1 protein-coding gene is annotated in these 2,875 nt (G+C 36.9%); it reads right to left on the bottom strand.

The window, feature by feature from the left end:
- Nucleotides 1-34 precede the first annotated feature (34 nt).
- Complete coding sequence (gene adhE, locus COL05_RS21800) at nucleotides 35-2,638, bottom strand: bifunctional acetaldehyde-CoA/alcohol dehydrogenase (protein WP_098670114.1); 2,604 nt, start codon at nucleotides 2,636-2,638, stop codon at nucleotides 35-37.
- Between the last annotated feature and the right edge of the window lie 237 nt (nucleotides 2,639-2,875).

Genomic DNA, 2,875 nt, shown 5'->3' with positions numbered 1-2,875 from the left:
AACAATTGGGGTGCAGTTCACTCTTTCATAACCATTACTCACCTTTATATGCTTTCATATAAATTTCTTTCAGCTCTGAAATGAGGGGGAGTTTTGGATTAGCTGTCGTACATTGATCTTCAAAAGCTCTTTCTGCTAATAATCCAACAACCTCTTCAAATTGGTCTTTATCTACTCCTTGTCCTGCAATACTCATATTAATATTTAAGCTTTTTCCAAGTTCAATAATTGCTTGGGCAAGTGATTCCACACCTTCTGCCGCCGAACTTGCTGGGAGCCCGAGCATTCTCGCAATATGTGCATAGCGTTCATCAGCTACAAAGTGCTCATATTTTGGGAACAACGCGTGTTTTCTTGGCTTAATAGCATTATAGCGAACTACGTGCGGCATAAGTATTGCATTCGCACGCCCATGCGGAATATGGAATTCCGGTCCAATTTTATGTGCTAAACTGTGATTAATACCTAGAAAAGCATTGGCAAATGCCATTCCTGCGATTGCAGAAGCATTATGCATTTTTTCTCGTGCTTCTTCATCATTTCCATCTTTAAATGCTCTTGGTAAATATTTAAATACGAGATCAATGGCCTTTAACGCTAATCCATCTGTATAGTCATTTGCTAAAATAGATACATACGCCTCAATTGCATGCGTTAATACGTCCATCCCAGTGTCAGCTGTTACGTGTGGTGGTACTGTCATTACAAATTGTGGATCAACAATTGCTACATCTGGCGTTAATTCATAATCTGCAAGTGGATACTTTATATTATTTTTCTTATCTGTAATAACTGCGAATGGTGTCACTTCTGATCCTGTTCCTGATGTTGTTGGAATGGCAACAAATTGTGCCTTACTTCCTAATTCCGGATATTTACATGTACGTTTTCTTATATCTAAAAACTTCTGCTTAATCCCATAGAATGTTGTTTCCGGATGCTCATAGAAAAGCCACATCCCTTTCGCTGCATCCATAGCTGATCCACCACCCAGTGCAATAATTACATCTGGCTGAAAACTTCTCATCATTTCCGCACCTTTAAAAACAGTTTCATCTGATGGATCTGGCTCGACTTCAAAGAAAACTTCCACTTTCACATCATTTGCATGTTTGCGTAAATAATGCGAGACCGTATCTACATATCCATGCTCAACCATTCCTGGGTCCGTTACAATAAATGCACGTGAAATGTTAGGCATATTTGCTAAATATGCTGTCGCATGTTTTTCAAAATAAATTTTTGGTGGTAATTTGAACCACTGCATATTCTTTTTTCTATTTGCCAACCTTTTTATATTTAATAAATGCGTCGCTGTTACATTTTGAGAAACCGAGTTTTTCCCGTAGGATCCGCAACCAAGCGTAAGTGATGGAATAAATCCATTATATATGTCACCAATTCCACCTTGTGATGAAGGAGCATTTACAATAAGGCGGCAAGCTTTCATACGTAATCCAAATTGTTTTTGCACTTCTTTATTTACAGAATGGATGACTGCTGAATGTCCTAAACCACCAAGGTTTAACATTTCTTCGCAATATGTAAATCCTTCTTCTAATGAATTTGCTTTTACACAAGCTAATACTGGACTCAATTTCTCACGAGATAGTGGATATGCTGCTCCGATACCTTGTATTTCAGCTACAAGCATTTTTGTATTTTCAGGTACATTAATTCCAACTAATGCAGCAATATACTGTGCGGATTTCCCTACAATATCACTATTTACCGCACATGTATTTTCATTAATAACAAGTTTTTCTAATTTTCTTCTCTCTTCCTCTGTTACAAAGTAGCAATCATTTGCAATCATTTCTGTTTTCACAGCATCATAAATTTCTTTATCTACAATGATTGCTTGTTCTGATGCACAAATCATGCCGTTATCAAATGTTTTGGATAAAATTAAATCATTAACTGCTCGTTTTATACGCGCTGATTTCTCTATATAACATGGTACATTACCAGGACCTACACCTAGCGCTGGTTTTCCAGTAGAATAAGCTGATTTCACCATTCCTGCTCCTCCAGTGGCCAAAACAAGCGCAACATCTTCATGATTCATTAATTGTTTCGTTGCTTCGACAGAAGGTTTTTCAATCCACTGAATACAATATTTTGGTGCCCCCGCCTTCACTGCTGCATCATATACTGTTTTCGCCGCTGCAATGGAACATTTTTGTGCGGAAGGATGAAATGCGAAAATAATTGGATTTCTCGTTTTTATCGCAATCAATGCTTTAAACATCGTTGTCGATGTTGGATTCGTTACTGGCGTTACCCCAGCTACTACACCGACCGGTTCCGCAATTTCTATTATTTCTTCATGAGGATCTTCGTGAATAATCCCTACTGTTTTATCTTTCTTTATGCTATGCCAAATATATTCAGTAGCAAAAATATTTTTAATACATTTATCTTCGTATACACCACGACCTGTTTCTTCAACAGCCAACTTCGCAAGGGGCATATGTTGATCAACACCTGCTAATGCCATTTCATGAACAATGTTGTCAATTTGCTCTTGTGTAAAACTTTCTAATGCTTGTAAAGCCTTTCGACCGTTATTCACTAACGTATCAACCATCTCTTTTACTTCCTGCATTTCATTTACAACTTTCTCTTTGACTACCATGTAAATTCCTCCTATTCTGCTATCTTGGACTAAATAAGACCCTATAGGTCATAATAAGTCCCGATTAGCGCAAAAAAAAAATAGAGTTGCTTTCCTACATGAACCTCATTGTTTGTGAAACATTTCACAAGTTTGTTCGTGAGTAACATTTCATGAACTTAATATACATGAAATGATTTCATTTGTGTATGTCTATTTTGTGAAATATTTCACAAAATATCATAATAAAAATGCACT

This window comes from Bacillus sp. AFS059628 (assembly GCF_002571225.1).
In the GTDB taxonomy this organism is placed as follows: domain Bacteria; phylum Bacillota; class Bacilli; order Bacillales; family Bacillaceae_G; genus Bacillus_A.
The sequence above is the reverse complement of the archived record's forward strand: the minus strand, read 5'-3'. Positions and strand labels throughout refer to the sequence as shown.

What these genes read in the sequence shown, in the direction of transcription:
- adhE (WP_098670114.1), bottom strand. Translation starts at nt 2,638, where the DNA reads ATGGTAGTCAAAGAGAAAGTTGTAAATGAAATGCAGGAAGTAAAAGAG.